Below are 19,155 nucleotides of genomic sequence, written 5' to 3' on the forward strand. Positions count from 1 at the left end.
ATCCGCAAGAACAAGAAGAAACTGCCATGACCAAGATATTTCGCTCCATAGCCACTTATATCGCTCTCTTCATCGGCGCAGCCGGCATTCTCGTGGTCCTCTATGCCTGGAACCTGCCGCCCTTCCACGGGTCCGTGGAAATGACCAACGACGCCTATGTGCGCGGCCAGGTGACGCTTCTCAGTCCCCAGCTCGCCGGCTATCTGGTCGAGGTTCCCGTCCAGGACTATCAGAAGGTGAGAAAAGGCGATCTCGTCGCCAGGATCGATGACCGCATCTATGCCCAGAAGCTGGAGCAGGCGAAGGCCACGCTCGCGGCCGCGGAAGCGGCGCTTGCCAATTCCGAACAGAGTCGCAAGTCGGCAGAAGCCAAGATCGCGTCCGCCAAGGCAGCGGTCGAGAGCGCCAAGGCTGCCTTCGAGGCGGCCAGAACCGCCTATGCGCGCACCCAGAACCTGCTGGAAAAGAACATTGCCAGCCAAAGCGAATGGGAGAAGAACCGCGCAGCCTTCGACCAGGCTCAGGCAGCCGTCCATCAGGCTGAGGCCGCCGAGCTCGTCGCGCAACAGGACCTCAACACCATCGTCGTCAGCCGGCGCTCGCTCGAAGCCAATGTCGAGGGCGCTCAGGCGGCCGTAAGGTTGGCCGAGATCGACCTCCAGAATACGCGCATCGTCGCCCCTCAGGACGGCACACTGGGCGAGGTGACCGGACGGCTTGGGCAATATGTCTCCGTCGGCACTCAGATCGGATCGGTGGTGCCAGATCGTGTCTGGGTGGTGGCGAATTTCAAGGAAACCCAGCTTGATGGCATGAAGCCTGGGCAGCAGGTGACCTTCACCGTCGATGCGCTCGGGCATCAGGCCTTCATCGGCCGCATCGAGCGCTTCGCGCCGGCCACGGGTTCGGAATTCTCCGTCATCAAGGCGGACAACGCGACCGGCAATTTCACCAAGGTTGCCCAGCGCATTCCTGTCCGGATCGCCATAGAGCCGCAGCAGCCTTTCACCGACAGGCTCGTCCCTGGCATGTCGGTGGTCGCAAGCGTGGACCTCGCGCAGGGCGATGCGGCTGCGGCTCGAACGGCCGCCAACTGACCGTTGCCGCCAACGGTCAGTGAAATATCCGGACGGAGAGCGCCCCGCGCCTGTTCAGCTTATCGGCGCGGGGCGTTTGCTGTTCGGCTTCAAGCTTCCCGGCTGGAACAAAGAGGATGGCGTGCGGTTAGAGGATACCAACAAGGGAGAACCGCAAAATGGCCGAGACCGAAACCCGTTCGATTTTCGTTACCGGGCTAAAGAACGCTCATGCAATGGAAAATCAGGCGCTTTCCATCATGAAGCCGCAGGTGAAGCGGATTGAGAACTATCCGGAAGTCGCGAGGAAGCTCGAACAACATATCCGCGAAACAGAAGGACAGATCACCAGACTGGAGGAAGTACTGGACAGCCTTTCCGAAGACAGGTCCATGCTGAAGGATGTGGCGCTTTCCTTCACCGGCTCGATGGCCGCTATGGGGCATTCGATTGCCGGCGATGAGATACTGAAGAACTCCTTCGCCAATTTCGCTTTCGAGAACTACGAGATCGCGGCTTACAAATCGCTGATCACCATCGCCGATCTCGGCGGCTTTCCCGGTCATGTCGCAGCGCTGAAGGCCAATCTGGACGAAGAAATGGCAATGGCGAAATGGCTCGACGAGAACCTTCGTTCCGTCACCGTCAAGTTCGCCTCGCTCAAGGAAGCCGGAGAAACGGCCAAGGTTTGACCCGGCCTGTTCGCTTACCGCGCATTAAATCGCCCTCTCCGGATCAGCGGGGAGGGCGTCTGAATTTTAAGTGCAGCTGAGGCGCGTTCTTTAGTCTTGAGATGTCTAGTGGGCCGGGCGCGTGCCGCCGCCCTTCTTTTCGGCATCATGCGTATGATGGCTGTCGCGTTCGCCGCCCCCGCCGGAGACCCGGCTCTGCGATCGGCGGTCGGAGTCGGCCGCTGGTTTTTTGATCTCCAGCGGCTCCTTCGCATTCTCGTGAGAAGCGCCAGGCCCGCCCTGGCGGATACTGGCCGGCGTCTTTTCGGATGTCGACATTAAAACCTCCTCAGCGGTCCTGCTGATAACCCTGATGGGTGGTGTTGATCTTGGTGTTGCCCTGCTGGCCCTGCTTGGCGGGATCGTTTGCCGCATGCGATTTGCCCTGCCGTTCGTCTGTCGCATGGCTCTGTTCGCCGGAGCCCTTGTGACTCAGGTTTTCAGGGGGAGTTGGAGGGAGTCGGCTGCTCATGCTGGACCTCCTTTAGCGGTTATGGTTCTCGCAGACCTAACCGGCACAGACCGCCAATGTTCCGCGATCCAGGAACTCCCGCAGCCGTTGGACGTTCGAGCCAGAGAGTTGAGGGAGGCTTCCGATGGACCAATTCAGCGAACAGCCCGCAACCCGCGTGATAGAGCAAGGGTTTTCGATAGAGCGTAAATGGTGGCACACCTCGACCGTCTACCAGATTTATCCCCGCAGTTTCGTCGACAGCAACGGCGACGGCATCGGAGACATCCCTGGCATCGCGTCGAAGCTCGACTACCTGAAGGCGCTCGGGGTCGGCGTGATTTGGCTATCACCGATCTACGCCTCGCCGATGGACGACAATGGCTACGATATCTCCGATTACCAGGATATCGCCCCGGAATTCGGCACGCTTGCCGATTTCGATCACCTCGTTGCGGAGGCGAGACGCCGCGATATCGGCGTCCTGCTCGACCTCGTGGTCAATCATACCTCGGACGAGCATCCATGGTTTATCGAGGCACGAAAATCGATCGATAATCCCTATCGCGATTTCTATATCTGGCGGCGGCCAGGGGCGGACGGCGGATTTCCGAACCGCCTGAAGTCATCCTTCGGTGGCCCGGCCTGGACGCTCGATCCGGAAACGGGCGAATACTATCTGCATCTGTTCTCTCGCCGCCAGCCGGATCTTAATTGGGAAAACCCAAAGGTTCGTGCCGAGATCTACAAGATGATGAATTGGTGGCTTGAGCGCGGTATCGCCGGCTTCCGCATGGACGTCATCGATTACATCGGGAAAAAGGTCGATCAGGAGATCGTCAAGGACGGCCCGCACCTGCACGATTATCTGCAGGAAATGCACCGCGAAACCTTCGGCAGCCGGAACGTGCTCACCGTCGGGGAGACCTGGAGCGCAACGCCGGGCTCGGCGCTGCTCTATTCCGGTAAGGACCGCCGGGAACTTTCGATGATCTTCCAGTTCGAGCACGTCACCCAGCAGTGGGACGAGAAGTTCGGCAAATGGCGCCCGAAGCCCTTCGATCTGGTGCGGCTCAAATCCGTGCTCAGCAAATGGCAATACGCGCTTTCCGAGGACGGCTGGAACTCGCTGTTCTGGGGCAACCACGACCTGCCGCGCGCCGTCTCCAAATATGGCAACGTCACCGGTTATCACATGGAATCAGCCAAGATGCTGGCCACCGTGCTGCACCTGATGAAGGGCACTCCCTTCATCTATCAGGGGGAGGAGATCGGCATGACCAACGTTCCCTTCACCAAGATCGAGCAGTACCGGGATATCGAGACGCTGAACATGCACCGGCTGCATGTCGAGGCGGGCTACTCGCCGGAAGACTTCCTCCGGGGCGCCAATGAGAACGGCCGCGACAATGCCCGCACGCCCATGCAATGGAGCGCTGCTCCGCATGGTGGGTTCACGACCGGTGTCCCGTGGATCGAGGTCAACGCCAACTATCCGAAGATCAATGCCGAAAGCGCGATGACGGACGAAAACTCGGTCTGGAATCATTATCGCAAACTGATCGCGCTGCGTAAGAAACATCCGGTCATCGTCTATGGCCTCTACCAGTCATGGCTGGACCAGCATCCGGACATATTCGTCTATTCCCGCACTTTGAAAGGGGATCGGCTGGTCGTGATGGCCAATTTCACGCCGCGGCCGATATCGTTGACCATTCCTGACGAACTGCAGGTTTGCGGCGAGTGCCTGATCAGCAATTACTCGCCCGTGACGGAGCTCTGCGAAGGTGTCGAGTTGAGGGCTTACGAGGCCTTCGCGATCCTGTGTAAGGCGCCAGCGAAATAGACTGGAACTTCGAGCGCTGCTGGATGTTCGTTAGCCGTTTCCGCTCCCACTACCGGAACTGCCATGAGCAGCCCTTCGAAGTCCGTCAGCTACCAAACATCCCGTCGCTGTTCCCCAGGACGTCGTTATCCGGTCGGCGCCGAACTGGTCGATGGCGGCGTTTCCTTCCGTGTCTGGGCTCCGGCCCGCAAGCATGTCTCCGTCGTGGTGGAAAACGGAGACGAGTATGCCATGGCGGCCGAACCTGATGGCTATTTCTCGCTGCATGTCCCAGGCATGACGGCCGGGACGCTTTACAGCCTGAAACTGGATGGCCTCGATGAGTTGCTAGCCGATCCGGCCTCCCGTTTCCAACCCCAAGGCCCCGCCGGTCCCTCCATGGTGGTCGATCCTTCTGCCTACCGATGGCAGGACGGGGACTGGCCGGGAATATCGCCGCAAAGGCAGGTGCTCTACGAGATGCATATCGGCACCTTCACGAAGGAAGGTACATGGGCCGCGGCGGCCTCGAAGCTCGACCACTTAAGGGATATCGGCATCACCTGCCTAGAGGTCATGCCCGTCAATGAATTCAACGGTACCTTCGGCTGGGGATATGACGGCGTGCTGCCCTATGCGCCGACCCGTCTCTATGGCGGACCGGATGATCTGCGCATCTTCATCGATGCTGCTCACCGCCTCGGGCTCGGTGCAATCCTGGATGTCGTCTATAACCACTTCGGCTGCGGCGAGCGCTTCGGCGACTTCTCCGCCGACTATTTCACGGACCGCTACCGCAACGACTGGGGTGCCTCCATCAATTTCGATGGGGCGGGCAGCGCCGCCGTCCGCGAATTTTTTTCCAAGAACGCGGCCTATTGGATCGACGAATTCCATTTCGACGGGCTGCGGCTCGACGCTACCCAGGCGCTTTTCGATGACAGCGATGAGCATGTGATCGCACTGATAGTGCGGGAGACGCGTGCCGCGGCCGGAAAGCGTCAAATCTATCTGGTGGCGGAAAACGAGCCGCAGGACACCAGGCTGGTGCGATCGCCGGAAAGTTCCGGCCACGGGCTCGACGCGCTCTGGAATGACGATTTTCACCATTCAGCGATGGTGGCGCTGACGGGCCGCAATGAGGCCTATTACCACGATCATCGCGGTCAAGCGCAGGAGTTCGTTTCCTCCGCCAAATTCGGTTATCTTTTTCAAGGCCAGAGATATGACTGGCAGGATGGGCCGCGCGGCCGTCCGGGCCTGGACCTCGCGCCTGAAAACTTCGTCCACTTCCTGCAGAATCACGACCAGATCGCCAATTCGGGCACCGGCCTGCGCATGGACAGGCTGGCTTCCCCCGCGCGCGTCAGGGCCATGACGGCGCTGCTGCTGCTCGGACCGCAGACGCCGATGTTGTTCCAGGGGCAGGAGTTCGGTACTTCGAGCCCGTTCCATTATTTTGCCGACCAGGGAGACAAGCTTCTGGAAACCGTCCGCCGGGGACGCATTGAATCCCTAAAGCAATTTCCCAGTCTCAGGGGCGAGGACTTTGCCCGCAACATGCCCGTTCCCGGTGATCCGGATACGTTCGAGCGTTCGAAACTCGATTGGAGCGAATGGGAGAAGAACGCCGATGTCGTCGCTCTCCATCGCGATCTTCTGAAGATCAGGCGTGAGCAGCCGGCCTTCGATCCAAGCAGGAGCAGGGTTGACGGCAGCGTTCTTTCGGACACCGCCTTCTTGTTGCGTTACCTGTGCGGGAACGCAGGCGATGAACGCCTGTTGCTTGTCAATCTCGGCAAGGATCTGATGGTTTGGAGCCTTCCGGATCCGCTTCTTGGGCCTCCGAAAGGCATGCAATGGCGGGTCGCCTGGTCGAGCGAGGATCCTGTCTATGGCGGCAGCGGCGTCCGCCCGATCGATCTGCAACGGCATTGGACGCTTACAGGCGATTGCGCTCTTCTTTTCGCCGCCACGCGTGCGGAGCTTCCGCCGAAACCGGACCCTAAGCAAATGCGGGCGTGGCAGTTGCATCTATCCGGCGTCGAGCAGGAAAAGAGTGGCTGACGGCAAAGCACGCGATCTTCGCAAACAGCTTGTGACACCCACCCGACTTGCTGTAAACCTACCCGCAGACAGGGGCGTCCGGCAAAGCCGGGCTGAGAAGCACCCTTTGAACCTGAACCAGATCATGCTGGCGGAGGGAGTCGTCCGGACCATATCCCAAAGGATGTTCGTGTCCGCGCCGCCCGCCTCGTGAAGAAGGGCGACAATGGATAGGACAAGACCCACACCCGGTCAGATGCTGGCGGCCATGCGCGCCGCAAATCCTCTCGTGCAATGCATCACCAATTATGTGGCGATGAACATCGCGGCCAATGTGATGCTCGCCGCGGGCGCTTCGCCCGCCATGGTGAGCGCGGAGGAAGAGGCAGGCGAATTTGCCGGTATCGCTGGAGCTCTGACGATCAATATCGGCACGCTTTCCCGCGATTGGATCGGGGGCATGAAGAAGGCGGCAACGGCAGCCGGGAAGGCCGGCAAGCCCTGGGTGCTCGATCCGGTCGCGCATTATGCCACCGGCTTCCGTCGCAGCGTAACCGCGGAGCTGGTTGCGCTGAAGCCGACCATCATCCGAGGCAATGCTTCCGAGATCATGGCGCTTGCGGGCGGGCCGGCGAGTGGCCAGGGCGTGGACAGCGGCGACAGCGTTGACATCGCCGAAGGTTCGGCCCGCGCGCTTGCGAAACAGCACGACTGCACGGTCGCGGTTACCGGCGCGGTGGATTTCGTCACCGATGGCCGCGATGCCGTGCGCATCGCCGGCGGTTCGGCCCTCATGCCGAAGGTTACCGCGCTGGGGTGCTCGCTCACCTGCCTCATCGGCGCTTTTGCAGCTGTGACGCCTGCATATCCTTTTGGTGCAGCGGTTGCTGCGCTCGCGACCTTCGCCGTCGCCGGCGAAGAGGCGGCCCGAAAGGCTTCGGGTCCCGGTTCCTTCTCTCCTCTTTTCCTCGATCAGCTTTCCGCTCTCACCGACGAAACGCTGGATGCAAAAGCCGGGATCACCATCGCATGAAGAAAAGCTTCGATCTTTCGCTCTACCTCGTTCTCGATCCCGATCTCTGCCAGGCGATCGGCATGGTGGAAACGGCACGTCTTGCGGTTTCGGGCGGCGTGACCATGGTGCAGCTTCGCGACAAGCATGTCGATACCGGAAGAATGATAGAAACCGGGCGAGCGCTGAAGGCGACCCTTGCCGGCAGCGGTGTGCCGCTGATCGTGAACGACGACGCGGAGGCGGCGATTGCGATCGGTGCGGAGGGCCTGCACGTGGGGCAGGACGATATTTCGGCGGAGGCCGCCCGCGCGCTGATCGGTCCGGACATGATCCTGGGTCTATCGGTGCAAACCGGCAAAGAGGCGATCCCGGCAGACGCAGTCTTCGTCGATTATGCCGGCATCGGCCCTGTCTTTCCGACATCGACCAAGCCGGAACACGCGCCCGCGATCGGCTTCGAAGGGTTGAGAAAACTCGTCGGTATTTCGTCTGTGCCCTCCGTCGCGATAGGCGGGATCAAGGCCGAGCATGTGGCTCCCGCACTTGCGGCGGGTGCGGCCGGCGTCGCGGTGGTTTCTGCGATCTGCGGTGAGCCTGATCCGAAAGCGGCCGCCGAACACCTGATGCGCGAAATCCGGAAGGCACGCCGATGATCCGTAATATCCTTTCCATCGCCGGCTCCGATCCTTCCGGCGGCGCCGGCATTCAGGCGGATCTCAAGACGTTTTCCGCGCGCGGCACCTATGGCATGGCGGTGCTGACGGCGTTGACGGCGCAAAACACGCAAGGGGTAAGCGGAGTGCATGCCGTGCCGCCGGGCTTCGTCGCGGATCAGATTCGGGCGATCTTTGCAGATATTCGCGTCGATGCGGTCAAGATCGGCATGATCGCCAATGCCGCGATCGCAGAAGCCGTGGCCGATGCGCTGGCACCTAACCGCGGCATGCCGATCGTGCTCGATCCGGTGATGATCGCCAAGGGCGGCGCACCGCTGCTTTCGAGTGATGCCGTCGAGGTAGTCACCCGCAAGCTGCTGCCGCTTGCAACGATCATTACTCCCAACCTGCCGGAGGCGGCGGCTTTGCTAGGCGAGGAAGTTGCGGAAAGCCGCCAGGATATGGCCACGCAGGCGGAACGTCTGCGCGCGCTGGGTCCGGGCGCGGTTCTGGTCAAAGGGGGTCATCTGCCCGGTGCCGAAAGTCCCGACGTCCTCGCCAGCGCCGATGGCCTCGTCTGGTTCGAGGCCCAGAGAACACCAACGCGCAACACACATGGAACCGGCTGCACCCTCTCAAGCGCGATCGCCGCGGAGCTTGGCAAGGGAGCTCATGCGACCGAAGCCATAGCGCTTGCCAAACGATATCTCTCCGATGCGATAGCACAGGCGAATAGACTTACCGTCGGCTCGGGGCATGGCCCGGTGCAGCACTTTCACGCCATGTGGTGAAAGCGATTGGAACCCGAGAAGGCGCCCTGCGTTCGATGAGAAATCAACGAGATGGGGCCCGATCATGCGGTTTTGCCTTTCTTCCGGCGCGTTCGCCGCCGTCATGCTGTATTCGTCGCTCGCACCGGCAACGGAAAGCGATTTCCTGAGGTCCTTCGAAGGCAATTGGAATGGCAGAGGTACGGTGCTGACCAAGATCGGCGCCAATCCGGTCAATGTGAGGTGCAGCCTGGCGTTTTCGACCGGCTCGTCTTCACTGTCGATGCAAGGGAATTGCCGGGGCCTGCTGGTCGTCCGGCGCAGCATTTCCGCAAATCTTCAGGTTTCCGGTCAGCAACGCTACAGCGGCACCTATGTCGGTCCCGGGGGGCAGCCCTCGTCGCTTTCGGGAAGGCGGCAGGGGACGGCCATCAATCTTGCCGTCCGGTGGGCCAAACCGGTGAACGGCGATCGTGCAGCAAACATGACCATCGAAAAGATCGGCAATGACCGGGTTCGGCTTCAAACCATCGACCGCGATCCGCAAAGCGGCAAATCGGTGGTGACGAGCCGTATCGACCTCAGCCGATGAGGTGCTTTTCAGGCCAAACACGCCATGCGTGGGGAAACCATATGCCTTGCAGCACGTTATCCGACGCAATCAATTCGATCCGGAGCCGCCATTGGACATCGTCCGCATCCTTCTCGCCATCCTCCTGCCGCCGCTCGGCGTTTTCCTGCAGGTGGGCCTCGGCCTTCAGTTCTGGTTGAACATTCTTTTGACCCTGCTCGGCTGGCTGCCGGGCATCGTGCATGCGCTCTGGGTAATCCTTAGGAAATGATCCGGTTGCTTCGGCGGCCATTCTCCGCGATCCGCCTTTAACTTCCGAAGAGTCAATCACCGAAAGTTGAAGCTGCCTTCGGCGTGGAATGTCGCCGTCGTTCCATCCTGTGTTACATTTTGCGAACTCAACGCAGTGATTGGATCGCCCATGCTTACAACACTCGCGATACTCATGAGTCTGTCCTCCGGTCCGGTGATCGCACAAGCGGGAGGGCAAGTGGATGTGGAACTCGTCCTCGCTGTGGACACGTCCCGCTCCATGGATTTCGAGGAAGTCCGCATCCAGCGCGAGGGCTATGTCGAGGCGCTCAGGCATCGGGAATTCATGGATGCGGTGAGGAACGGGCTGATCGGCAAGATCGCCATCAGCTATTTCGAGTGGGCAGGCGAGGTCGTCCCCGATTCCGTCATCGACTGGCAAGTGATCGAAGATGAAGAGGACGCGGCCGCGTTCGCCGCAAGGCTGGAAGCGCGGCCGATCTCCACCCAGCGCCGCACCTCCATTTCGGCGGCGATCGCCCAGGGTACGACGATGATCGTCGCCAATTCCTTCGAAGGCATGCGTCAGGTGATCGACGTTTCGGGCGACGGTCCCAACAATATCGGCCAGCCGGTGGTTCCGATACGCGAGAAGGCGATCGAGGCGGGCATCGTCATCAACGGCCTGGCAATCATGCTGCGTCCATCGGGAACGCCGGGCGGCCTCGACAAATATTACGGCGATTGCGTCATCGGCGGGCCGGGCGCCTTCGTGCTGCCGGTTCACAAGGTCGAAGACTTCGCCGTCGCCATCCGGCGAAAACTGGTGCTGGAGATCAGCGGCTTGACACCGGAGCCCGAGGTGAGAAGGATCGTCGCCGATCCGTCCGTCGATTGCACGGTCGGCGAACGCATGTGGCAGGACTTTCTCGACCGCTGACGTCTTGCCTCACAGGCCGTCCTTGCCACCTTTTTCCCGTTCGATCTTGTCGAGAACCTTCTCCGGCAGCACGTCATGCTTCAGTTCGTCGATATCTTCGTCGACATCGACCCCCAGCTTCCGTGCCAGGCTGGAGACGAGAGCGATCAACCGTGTCGTTTCATGTTCGTGCAGCAGAGAAATCTGGAGGTTCAGGTCGGCGCGCTCATCATCGGCGGCCGCCATGCGGTTCTGGCTGATCAACACGAAGGTGGAAAGGAAGATCGCCTCCACCGAGGCGACCATGGCCAAAATGACCAGCGAAGGATCGAAAACCGGAACAAAGGGCAAAAAGCCGAGATTGACGAGAATCCAAAACCCGAAGATCGCGACATGCAGGTAGACGAAGGTCATGCTGCCGGCAAAGCGGGTAATACGGTCAGCTATCCGTTCCTCCAGGGAGGCTTCTCTAACGTTCTGGGCGCGTCTATCGAGCAGTGCCTGGATATTGCGATCGAGAGTACCGCTCAGCGCGTCCTTGCTTCCGTCTTCGGCGGTTCGATCGAGATCGGCTAGAGAGGGCGAGGTAAGGTCCATGCGTCACCGGGAAAATGCGCCAGCTATTCCCAACGATCGACTGCGGCGAGCGTTCCCGCTGAAGGCTTTTCGCGTGCGGTGTAGCCATTCTGGTCAATTGGCCGATCCAACCTATCTTCCTTGCGGAAGAAACGGTTCGTTACGGGCCGGCGGATATGTGGATCAGCGACGATGACCAAGGCCGGAAGGAGCATGGGGAGGAGGCATCGGAGCCGTCATTTCCTGATCGGTCTCGGGCGTGGTGCAGCCGGAGCGATGATCTTCGGCATTCCCATGCTGATGACCATGGAGCTCTGGCATCTCGGCTTCTATATCGGCCGCTCGCGCCTGCTTCTGTTGCTGCTCGTCAATATTCCGCTTCTCGTCCTGCTCGCTCATCGCATCGGCTTCGAGCAGACCTTCACCTGGCGAGAAGCTTTTCGTGACACGACGATTGCTTATGCGATCGCAATCGTCATAAGCGCCGTCGTTCTGTTCCTACTCGGAAACATAACCGCCGAGATGCCCTTTTCGGAAATCATCGGCAAGATAGCCATGCAGGCGGTGCCGGCCAGTATCGGCGCCCTGCTCGGCCGTTCGCAGCTGGGTGCCCATCGGGACGGCGATGAGGAAGAGGATGACAAGGCCGAGAAGAAGGGGGACCACGACATCGTGCCGAACGAAATGTCGACCAGCTATGGCCGCGAACTTTTCCTGATGGGTGTCGGGGCACTGTTTCTGAGCCTTAACGTCGCGCCGACGGAGGAGATCATCCTCATATCCTACAAGATGACGCCGCTTCATGCGCTGGCGCTGATCCTGCTTTCGATCGCCATCATGCATGGATTCGTCTATGCCGTGGCATTCAAGGGAACCCATGAGCTATCGGAGGAAACGCCCTGGTGGCATGCGCTCTTTCGGTTCACGCTTCCGGGCTACATGGTCGCCGTGTTGATCAGCATCTATGTGTTGTGGACTTTCCAGCGGCTCGACGACGCTGCTTTGACGCAGGTGTTGATGTCGGTGATCGTGCTTTCCTTTCCCGGCGCCATCGGCGCCGCGGCCGCCCGCCTCATTCTTTGATGGAATGTCCGTATGACGATCACAGCCAAGAACCGCCACACCGAAGCCCATGAGCCGCATTGGGTGGAATGGGTAACGGGCATCGTCTCAGCGCTTCTCGTTTTCCTGATGATCGCCTGGATAGCCAAGGAGGCGTGGATGGAGGACGGCGCGCCGCCCGAGTTTTCGATAGAGATTACCGGACGTGGCGCGGCTGCGGATGGTTACCGGGTGGAGTTCGACATTGCCAATCGCGCGACCACCACGGCGGCTGCGGTCGTCGTGCGCGGCGAGATCGTCGATGGCGGCGAGGTGGCGGAAGATGCGGAGGTCACTTTCGACTATGTGCCGGCTGAATCCAAATCCTCCGGGGCTCTCCTGTTTTCGGAGGATCCCGGTGTCAGGGAAGTCAGAATCCGAACGATAGGCTACATCGATCCTTGATCGGTGCCTTCAATACGGCAGGCCCACGTAGTTCTCGGCAAGCGCGGTGGAGGCGGCAGTCGAGTGGACGAGATAATCGAGCTCGGCTTCCTGGATCTTCTGGCCGAAATCGCCGGTATCGGGAAAACGATGCAGCAGGGTCGTCATCGACCATGAGAAGCGTACTGCTTTCCAGACCCGCTTGAGCGCACGTTCGGAATAGGCATCGATGCCGGCGGTTGATTTCTCTCCGTAATATTCCCGCAGACTCTCGAAAAGATAATGCACGTCGCTGGCCGCGAGATTGAGCCCCTTGGCGCCGGTCGGAGGGACAATATGGGCGGCGTCGCCCGCCAGGAACAGCCTGCCGAAACGCATAGGCTCCGCGACGAAGGAGCGAAGCGGAGCGATCGATTTTTCGAAGGAAGGGGCGGTCACCATGGCCTCGGCATGTTCTGTGGGCAAGCGGCGGCGCAGCTCGTCATAAAAGCGATCGTCCGGCCATTTCTCGATCTTATCGTCGAGCGGACACTGGATGTAATAGCGGCTGCGGGTGTGCGAGCGCATCGAACAGAGAGCAAAACCCCGCGGGTGATTGGCGTAGATCAGCTCCGGGCTGACGGGCTGCACCTCGGCAAGGATGCCGAGCCAGCCGAAAGGATAAACTTTCTCGAAGATCCGGAGGGCGCTTTCGGGCACGGATTTGCGGCTGACGCCGTGATAGCCGTCGCAGCCGGCTATGAAGTCGCAATCGATGCGGCGGGTGGTGCCGTCCTTCTCGTAGGTCACATAAGGGATTCCGCCATCGAAATCATGGGGGGTAACGTTGGCGGCTTCGTAGATGCTGATCCCGCCCGTCGCCTCGCGCTTGTCCATGAGGTCGTGGGTGAGTTCCGTCTGTCCGTAGACCATCACGTGCTTGCCCGTCAGCCCGTATAGGTCGATGCGGTGGTCCCGGCCGTCGAATGCAAGTGAAAAGCCGTCATGCGGAAGACCTTCCCGGTGTATGCGGGCACCGGCTCCTGCCTGGTCAAGCAGGCCGACGGTGCCTTCCTCCAGCACGCCCGCCCGCACGCGTCCGAGAATGTAATCTTTGCTGACGCGATCGAGGATGATGTTGTCGATGCCCGCATTGGCGAGTAGCTGCCCGAGCAGCAGACCGGACGGGCCGGAGCCGATTATGGCGACTTTGGTGCGCATGAGAACCTCCCGAGTTCTTCCTCATGCTAAGCGGGCCGTGAGCGCGTCAGAATGGACTTTTCGCGCAACTAATGGGACAAAACGAACATCTTGGTGGGTAGTATAGCATGGTTTTGTCGGTTCCTACTTACGACCTCTATGGCGAGCGAAGCTCCGGGAAACCGGATTTCTGGATGCATTGTGAGACTATCGCCTCCCGCAGCAGTTTGCACCAATGGGAGATCGGTCTGCATCGGCACGACAGCTTCTTTCAGCTCTTGTACATTCGGAACGGATCCGGCGATGCTCTCCTGCAAGGCGAGACCCTCCCGTTTCGCCCGCCCTGCGTGGCCGTGGTGCCGCCCGGGATCAGCCATGGCTTTCGTTTCTCGCGGGATGTCGATGGAATGGTGATCACCGTCGTTGCCGACCAGCTCAGACTGACGTCGGGCCTTTCGAAACGGCCGGCAGACTGGCTGGCGTCACCGCGGCTGGTCGTCCTCGATCCAGAGGCTTCCGATACATCCTATCTGGGGGAGACCTTCAGCCGCATCCTGGAGGAGTTCGACGGGCGGCGCACCGGCCGCAACGATCTCATCGAGGCGCATCTCGTCTCGGTTCTGCTGCTTCTGCGCCGCGCCGCCATTCCGCAGGCGGGAGAAGGAGCGCGCGAGATCAACCAGATGCGGGTCGAGGTACTGCAGGAGCTGATCGGCCGGCATTTTCGCGAGCAGTTGCCGGCCGAGGCCTATGCCAGGCTCCTCAACCTTTCCCCAACGCATCTCAACCGGCTGGTGCGCGAGGTGACGGGTTCGAGCACCCACGATCTGATAATGGCGCGGGTGATCGACGAGGCCCGGCGAGCCCTGGTCTTCACGCCCAACAGCATACAACGCATCGCGGATAATCTCGGTTTTGCGGATGCGGCCTATTTTTCCCGCTGTTTCCGCAAGCGGACGGGGCTGACGCCGCGGGAATATCGCGAGACGGAGCGGGAGAAACTGCGGCAGGCGGAGCTTGCGCCATAGGGGCGACCATCACGTCGGGAACAATCGCCGTGACAAATCGTGTTCCCGGCGAAATGGATCATTCTTCCGCCACATCCGTTATTCATCGCTGTCCGGCTGCTCGCAACGAGAGAATCGACGGGCGGCAAACACTAAAGGAGTACAGGGATGAAAAAGATATTTGCCATAGCGATTGCCGCCCTGCCGATCCTCTCCAGCGCCGGAGCAGCTTTTGCAGCCGACGTGATCTCCCGCCGAGACTCGATCCCGCTCGCCGAAGAGCCGGATCAGCGCGGCGGAGTCCGGATCGGCTATCTGGATTGCACGATCGGTTCCGGTGTGGGCTACGTGCTGGGCTCCGCCAAGGAGGCCGACTGCGTCTTCCGTTCGGCAATGGGTAGCGAGCCTATCGACCACTATACGGGCGCTGTCCGCAAGATGGGCATCGATCTCGGCTTCACCACGCGCACGCGGCTGATCTGGGCCGTATTCGCACCGACCGCCGGCTATCATCATGGCTCACTGAGCGGCCTCTATCAGGGAGCGACCGCGGAGGCTACCGTGGGCGCGGGTATCGGGGCCAATGTGCTTGTCGGCGGCACGTCCGGTTCTATCCATCTTCAGACGGTCAGCGTGACCGGTCAGCTCGGCCTCAACGTCGCGGCGACCGGAACCTCCATGACGCTGACTTCGGTGAACTGACGGGCGGCCAAGCCGCTCGCAAGCAAGCCGCGGGAACGCGGCTTGCTTGCTTTCGTCCCGGCTTGGAAGCTCCGACTGGCCTTGCACCCGGCCATCGGGCTCCATAATTGTAGGGAGAACAACTCGAGACAGACAAAACGATGACCGGCCGCCTCGGCCTCTGAAGTCATTCGAGCCCGATACGCGCTTATCAGGATTTCATCATGGATACCGAGAGAATTTTGCGGTCCGTCGTGGCCGTGCGCTCAACAATCCCGGAAGATGCCTTTACCGCCGGTACGCTCGGCACCCGACGGGAAGGAAGCGGCGTCGTTGTCCGGGAAAATGGGTTGGTGCTTACGATCGGCTATCTCATTACCGAGGCGGAGGAGGTCTGGCTGACGCGGCGCGACGGATTGGTCGTGCCTGCCCACGCACTCGCTTATGACCAGGAAACCGGCTTCGGACTGGTGCAGGCGCTCGCGCCGCTCGATCTGCCGGCGCTCAAGCTCGGCGACTCCTCGAAAGCCGGGCTTGGCGATTCCGTGTTGCTGGCGGACGGCATCGGCCAGTTCGTACAGGCCTATATCGTGGCCAAGCAGGAATTTGCCGGATACTGGGAATACCTGCTGGACGAAGCGATCTTCACTGCGCCTGCCCATCCTTCATGGGGAGGCGCGGCTCTCATCGATGACGAAGGCAAGCTGCTCGGCATCGGGTCGCTTCGCCTGCAGATGAGCCAGGCAGGGGAGATAGCCGACATCAACATGATCGTGCCTATCAACCTGCTGCAGCCCATACTCGACGATCTGCTCAACCGGGGGCGGGTGGACAAGCCACCCCGGCCTTGGCTCGGCGCCTTTTCTGCGGAAAGCAATGGCGAGGTCGTCGTCATGAGTGTGACCGAAGGAGGCCCGGCGGAGCAAGCGGGTCTGCAGAGCGGCGACATCATTTCGGAAATCCGCGACGGAGAGGTGGATGGCCTGGCCGACTTCTACCGCAAGATCTGGATGAGCGGTCCGGCGGGAGCGGAAATCCCGATGCGGGTGGTACGCAATGGCCGCGAGGCGTGGTTGCGGATCAAATCGGCTGACCGAAACGACTTTTTGAAGAAGCCGCATCTGCAATAGCCGCTTTCCGGCCGACGGTAGCCGGTGCGGTTATCTTACCCGACCAGAATCGCTCTGAAATCGTTGACGTTCGTGCCTGTGGGGCCGGTGGTGAACAGGTCGCCGATTGCGGAAAAGCCGGAAAAGCTGTCATTGCCGTCGAGCAGCTTGCGTCCGTCGAGGCCGGTGGCACGCAGCCTTCGCGCTGTCGTACCGTCGACAAACGCGCCAGCATTGGTTTCCGACCCGTCGATGCCATCCGTATCGGCGGCAAGCGCGGTGATCTCATGACCATCGACGGCAAGCGCCAAGGCGAGCGCGAATTCGCCGTTGCGGCCTCCCTTGCCTCCCTTGCTCCTGAGGGTCACGGTCGTTTCGCCGCCGGAGAGCAGAACCGCTGGCTTGGCAAACGGCCGGCCCCGCAACGCTACTTCGCGGGCGATGGCGGCATGCACGAGTGCCACGTCGCGCGCTTCGCCTTCCACCGAGTCTGACAGGATATGGGGTGTTATCCCATGCGCTCGCGCCACTTGAGCCGCTGCCTCCAGGGAGACGGCCGCCGAGGCGATGACGTGGTACTCGTGGCGGGAAAAGATCGGGTCGTCCGGTCGGGGCGCATCGGCCGCTGGCGATTGCAGGTGCGCGATCATCGCCTTGGGGAGGTCAAGCCCGTATTGTTCGACGATTGCCAGCGCATCATGCCTCGTAGTGCCATCGGGTATGGTCGGTCCGGAGGCGACAAATGCGGGGTTATCGCCGGGAATGTCGGACACGATGTGGCTGACCACCCGCGCCTTGGTTGCGGCTGCGAGCCGGCCGCCCTTGATGGTCGACAGATGCTTGCGCACCACATTCATAGCTGAGATCGGCGCACCCGAAGCGAGCAGCACCTCATTGAGCGCGATCTCGTTCTCGAGCGTCAGGCCCTCGGGAGGGGCAGGCAGGAGCGCCGAACCGCCGCCGCAGACGAGTGCGATCACCAGATCGTCTTCCGAGAGGCCGGAGATCGTTTCCACGAGCCGTTTCGCAGCGGTAAGCCCCGCGGCGTCCGGAACCGGGTGCGAAGCCTCGATGATCTCAATATCCTTGGTTTGGCAGCCGTAACCGTAGCGGGTGACCACCAATCCCGAGAGCGGACCGGACCAGAGACTTTCGAGTGCGGCGGCCATCTGGGCGGCGCCCTTGCCGGCGCCGATCACAATCGTGCGGCCGTTCTTCGGCGGTTGCGGCAGGTGCCTGCGGATGCCCGTCAGCGGATCGGCGGCTTTCACCGCAGCGGTAAACAGCGCTTCCAGAAATTTTCTGTCTTCCATCCCGGCACTCCCCCTCTGGCGCGTCCGTTTCATCACGCGGGATAACGGGCGTCAACGGGTCTTGATCGTTCGCCGGCTTTCCGGCCGGAACAAAGCGAACGAGCGCCGGTTTCCTCGATGTTCTTAAGGAATGGAGGAGCACAGGACCATGCCTGAACATCTCAAGGAGGTTGGCTATCCGGGGCAGATCGACATCGGAGGCGAAAGGTCGCCCGTTACTTACAAGCTCAAGGCGCGGAAGGAAGATGATGGTGCTTTCCACGTTGCAGTCAGCCTCACCGCGCCGCGCGATTGGCTGTTGAAACATGGCTTTCGCAAGGAGGCGATGCTGGTGCGCCAGAGTGGAGAGGAAGTGCCAGTGCATTTCGAAGAAACATTGAATGTGGCCGACAACATCTCAGTCACGCTGCGGGCCAATGAAGCAGTCTGTAGCTCATTCGAGGAACTGCGGCGGAAGTTTCCCGAACTCAGCGCCGCTTGAGGCACGCTTCATCTCATTGGCATGATTTCTTCGACGGCCTGCCGCAAGGTCTGCATCAGGATCGTTTGCGGCGTGGATGGGGTGGCGTCGGCCCTGATGGTCAAGCCGACGGGGCCCTTGGTCTCGCTGGTGTCGATCGGCAGCATGGCGAGCATTCCGTCTTCCACGTCCGTCGCGATCACGCCGGAGGAAATGATCCAGATCGCATCGGTTTTCCTGACAAAGGCGCGGCCAAAGGCATCCGAGACGGTTTCGACCTGCGTCGGCAGGCTTGCCACGCCGTTGGCTATCAGGAATTGCTCAACGATCGGTCGGATGATGGAGCCGCGCGTCGGCATCAGGATGGGGTAGTCGGCCAAACCCTCGAAAACCGAGCGCTTACTCAGTAGAAGCGGGTGGCCCGCCCGGACGGCAAAGACGATCGGGTCGGAATAGAGATGTTCGAAGGAGAAGCCCGCCATCTGCTCTGGCGCTGCGAGCCGCCCGACGACGAGATCGAGATCTCCGACCCGCAGCTGTTCGAGCAGCACCGCGTTGTCACCGGTGATGATCTTGATGCGGCTGCCGGTTTTTTCCTCAAGGAACAACGACATGGCGCGTGGCATGATGCGGGTGGAAACCGTCGGCAGCGCTCCGACCCTGACGGGTGGTGCGGAATCGAACAATTCCTGGGAGACCGAGTCGATTCCCTGCCTAAGCGCGGTCAGCGCCGCGCCCGCATGGCGCAGGAAGACCTCGCCGTAGCGGGTTATCCGAATTCCGCGCCCTTCCCGTTCGAAAACCGCAACCCCGAGCGCCTCTTCCAGCTCCCGTATCGTCTTGGTCACGGCCGGCTGGCTGATATTCAGGAGATCTGCCGCCTTGACGACGCTTTTCTGGCGCGCAACCTCGACGAATGTATGCAGATGTCGAAATTTGACGCGGGAGTCGATCAAAACCCATAACCTTGCAGTTAAGAAACTCGGGATGAAATATCATTTTACCTAACCGGATAGATACTGCAATCTTACAA

22 protein-coding genes and 1 riboswitch are annotated in these 19,155 nt (G+C 60.8%); of the genes, 16 read left to right on the top strand and 6 right to left on the bottom strand.

The genetic code is table 11. From position 1 onward, the window contains the following. Positions 1–26 precede the first annotated feature (26 nt). Both YH62_RS20400 and YH62_RS20405 read left to right on the top strand, forming a co-directional pair. On the top strand, positions 27–1,097 hold the full coding sequence (locus YH62_RS20400; RefSeq protein WP_046796125.1) for an HlyD family secretion protein: 1,071 nt from the start codon (positions 27–29) through the stop codon (positions 1,095–1,097). 158 nt (positions 1,098–1,255) lie between these two features. Continuing rightward, positions 1,256–1,768, top strand: a complete 513-nt coding sequence (locus YH62_RS20405) for a ferritin-like domain-containing protein (RefSeq protein ID WP_046796126.1) — start codon at positions 1,256–1,258, stop codon at positions 1,766–1,768. Positions 1,769–1,873: 105 nt separating this feature from the next. Here the strand turns inward: YH62_RS20405 and YH62_RS20410 are convergent, their stop codons facing one another. Together YH62_RS20410 and YH62_RS20415 are read right to left on the bottom strand one after the other, a co-directional pair. Continuing rightward, positions 1,874–2,086 carry a hypothetical protein gene (locus tag YH62_RS20410; protein ID WP_046796127.1) on the bottom strand — a complete coding sequence of 71 codons (213 nt, stop codon included), beginning with the start codon at positions 2,084–2,086 and terminating at the stop codon, positions 1,874–1,876. A gap of 10 nt (positions 2,087–2,096) precedes the next feature. After that, positions 2,097–2,279, bottom strand: coding sequence for a hypothetical protein (locus YH62_RS20415; protein WP_046796128.1), 183 nt, complete (start codon positions 2,277–2,279; stop codon positions 2,097–2,099). A 124-nt stretch (positions 2,280–2,403) separates the two neighbouring features. Here YH62_RS20415 and YH62_RS20420 point away from each other — a divergent pair, with 124 nt between their 5' ends. The 8 genes from YH62_RS20420 to YH62_RS20460 all read left to right on the top strand — a co-directional run bounded on the left by YH62_RS20420 (position 2,404) and on the right by YH62_RS20460 (position 10,333). Next, positions 2,404–4,104 (top strand): alpha-glucosidase, encoded by a 1,701-nt coding sequence (locus YH62_RS20420; RefSeq protein WP_046796129.1) that lies wholly within the window; start codon positions 2,404–2,406, stop codon positions 4,102–4,104. 63 nt (positions 4,105–4,167) lie between these two features. Continuing rightward, positions 4,168–6,150: a malto-oligosyltrehalose trehalohydrolase gene (treZ, locus tag YH62_RS20425; RefSeq protein ID WP_082118434.1), complete on the top strand. Its 1,983-nt coding sequence runs from the start codon at positions 4,168–4,170 to the stop codon at positions 6,148–6,150. Between the two features lie 60 nt (positions 6,151–6,210). Next, positions 6,211–6,306: riboswitch (TPP riboswitch) on the top strand. Between the two features lie 49 nt (positions 6,307–6,355). Continuing rightward, the gene (gene thiM, locus YH62_RS20435) at positions 6,356–7,162 is read left to right on the top strand and encodes a hydroxyethylthiazole kinase (protein ID WP_046796131.1); all 807 of its coding nucleotides are present in this window, start codon (positions 6,356–6,358) and stop codon (positions 7,160–7,162) included. Beyond that, entirely contained in the window at positions 7,159–7,797 is a 639-nt protein-coding gene (thiE, locus tag YH62_RS20440) for a thiamine phosphate synthase (RefSeq protein WP_046796132.1), read from the top strand. Before thiM ends, thiE begins: the two co-directional genes overlap by 4 nt. Next, on the top strand, positions 7,794–8,591 hold the full coding sequence (gene thiD / locus YH62_RS20445; RefSeq protein WP_046796133.1) for a bifunctional hydroxymethylpyrimidine kinase/phosphomethylpyrimidine kinase: 798 nt from the start codon (positions 7,794–7,796) through the stop codon (positions 8,589–8,591). The genes thiE and thiD overlap by 4 nt, the downstream gene beginning before the upstream one ends. Positions 8,592–8,655: 64 nt before the next feature. Continuing rightward, complete coding sequence (locus YH62_RS20450) at positions 8,656–9,162, top strand: hypothetical protein (RefSeq protein WP_046796134.1); 507 nt, start codon at positions 8,656–8,658, stop codon at positions 9,160–9,162. 91 nt (positions 9,163–9,253) lie between these two features. Then, the gene (locus YH62_RS20455) at positions 9,254–9,412 is read left to right on the top strand and encodes a YqaE/Pmp3 family membrane protein (RefSeq protein WP_046796404.1); all 159 of its coding nucleotides are present in this window, start codon (positions 9,254–9,256) and stop codon (positions 9,410–9,412) included. Positions 9,413–9,562: 150 nt separating this feature from the next. Further along, positions 9,563–10,333, top strand: a complete 771-nt coding sequence (locus YH62_RS20460) for a DUF1194 domain-containing protein (RefSeq protein ID WP_046796135.1) — start codon at positions 9,563–9,565, stop codon at positions 10,331–10,333. Positions 10,334–10,342: 9 nt separating this feature from the next. Here the strand turns inward: YH62_RS20460 and YH62_RS20465 are convergent, their stop codons facing one another. After that, positions 10,343–10,909, bottom strand: a complete 567-nt coding sequence (locus YH62_RS20465; protein WP_082118436.1) for a DUF1003 domain-containing protein — start codon at positions 10,907–10,909, stop codon at positions 10,343–10,345. Positions 10,910–11,101: 192 nt separating this feature from the next. On the opposite strand from YH62_RS20465, the gene YH62_RS20470 reads away from it, so the two are divergent. Both YH62_RS20470 and YH62_RS20475 read left to right on the top strand, forming a co-directional pair. Then, entirely contained in the window at positions 11,102–11,971 is an 870-nt protein-coding gene (locus tag YH62_RS20470; RefSeq protein ID WP_245282145.1) for a TIGR02587 family membrane protein, read from the top strand. A 12-nt stretch (positions 11,972–11,983) separates the two neighbouring features. Beyond that, positions 11,984–12,394 carry a TIGR02588 family protein gene (locus YH62_RS20475; RefSeq protein ID WP_046796137.1) on the top strand — a complete coding sequence of 137 codons (411 nt, stop codon included), beginning with the start codon at positions 11,984–11,986 and terminating at the stop codon, positions 12,392–12,394. A gap of 9 nt (positions 12,395–12,403) precedes the next feature. Here YH62_RS20475 and pobA read toward each other — a convergent pair whose 3' ends face one another. Next, complete coding sequence (gene pobA, locus YH62_RS20480; protein WP_046796138.1) at positions 12,404–13,573, bottom strand: 4-hydroxybenzoate 3-monooxygenase; 1,170 nt, start codon at positions 13,571–13,573, stop codon at positions 12,404–12,406. A gap of 173 nt (positions 13,574–13,746) precedes the next feature. On the opposite strand from pobA, the gene YH62_RS20485 reads away from it, so the two are divergent. From YH62_RS20485 to YH62_RS20495, 3 genes are all read left to right on the top strand, one after another. Beyond that, the gene (locus YH62_RS20485) at positions 13,747–14,580 is read left to right on the top strand and encodes a helix-turn-helix domain-containing protein (protein WP_348625776.1); all 834 of its coding nucleotides are present in this window, start codon (positions 13,747–13,749) and stop codon (positions 14,578–14,580) included. Positions 14,581–14,727: 147 nt separating this feature from the next. Beyond that, the gene (locus YH62_RS20490) at positions 14,728–15,261 is read left to right on the top strand and encodes a DUF992 domain-containing protein (RefSeq protein WP_046796140.1); all 534 of its coding nucleotides are present in this window, start codon (positions 14,728–14,730) and stop codon (positions 15,259–15,261) included. Positions 15,262–15,464: 203 nt separating this feature from the next. After that, positions 15,465–16,370, top strand: a complete 906-nt coding sequence (locus YH62_RS20495) for a S1C family serine protease (RefSeq protein WP_046796141.1) — start codon at positions 15,465–15,467, stop codon at positions 16,368–16,370. A 35-nt stretch (positions 16,371–16,405) separates the two neighbouring features. Here the strand turns inward: YH62_RS20495 and YH62_RS20500 are convergent, their stop codons facing one another. Continuing rightward, the gene (locus tag YH62_RS20500; RefSeq protein ID WP_046796142.1) at positions 16,406–17,662 is read right to left on the bottom strand and encodes a glycerate kinase; all 1,257 of its coding nucleotides are present in this window, start codon (positions 17,660–17,662) and stop codon (positions 16,406–16,408) included. 148 nt (positions 17,663–17,810) lie between these two features. Between YH62_RS20500 and YH62_RS20505 the strand changes: the two genes are divergently transcribed. After that, on the top strand, positions 17,811–18,143 hold the full coding sequence (locus tag YH62_RS20505) for a hypothetical protein (protein ID WP_046796143.1): 333 nt from the start codon (positions 17,811–17,813) through the stop codon (positions 18,141–18,143). Positions 18,144–18,151: 8 nt separating this feature from the next. Here the strand turns inward: YH62_RS20505 and pcaQ are convergent, their stop codons facing one another. After that, positions 18,152–19,078 (bottom strand): pca operon transcription factor PcaQ, encoded by a 927-nt coding sequence (gene pcaQ / locus YH62_RS20510; RefSeq protein ID WP_046796144.1) that lies wholly within the window; start codon positions 19,076–19,078, stop codon positions 18,152–18,154. Between the last annotated feature and the right edge of the window lie 77 nt (positions 19,079–19,155).

The organism is Rhizobium sp. LC145, from assembly GCF_001005825.1.
Lineage (GTDB): Bacteria > Pseudomonadota > Alphaproteobacteria > Rhizobiales > Rhizobiaceae > Neorhizobium.